General features: G+C 66.5%; 1 protein-coding gene. It reads right to left on the bottom strand.

What is annotated here, in order from left to right; translation table 11 throughout:
- Positions 1 to 236 (bottom strand): hypothetical protein (locus tag SB816_RS34885; RefSeq protein WP_410548611.1); only part of this gene is annotated, 236 nt, incomplete at both ends.

Here is a 236-nt window from a genome sequence, read left to right as displayed (position 1 = left end):
AGCGACGAAGGTTCAAGGTTGGCTGCCATGGTGTCCTGCCGCAAAGGTCCGGGCGACAGTCTGAGGCCGGTTCGCGCGCGCGACGGCGCGGTGACCGTGCGCGGACGGAAAGGGTCGCGGCTGCCGGCTCGCCGAAACGGAAACGGGCAACCGCGGGTAATGGAACTGAAAGTCGGAACTGAAAGACGAAACTGAAAGACGTCGATGCCGGCGGCGGCGCTGTCAGGCGGCACGCC

The sequence above is a fragment of the Achromobacter sp. SIMBA_011 genome, assembly GCF_046535435.1.
GTDB lineage: Bacteria > Pseudomonadota > Gammaproteobacteria > Burkholderiales > Burkholderiaceae_B > Achromobacter > Achromobacter dolens.
Note: the sequence above shows the minus strand (reverse complement) of the source record. Positions and strands in the feature narration are given on the sequence as shown.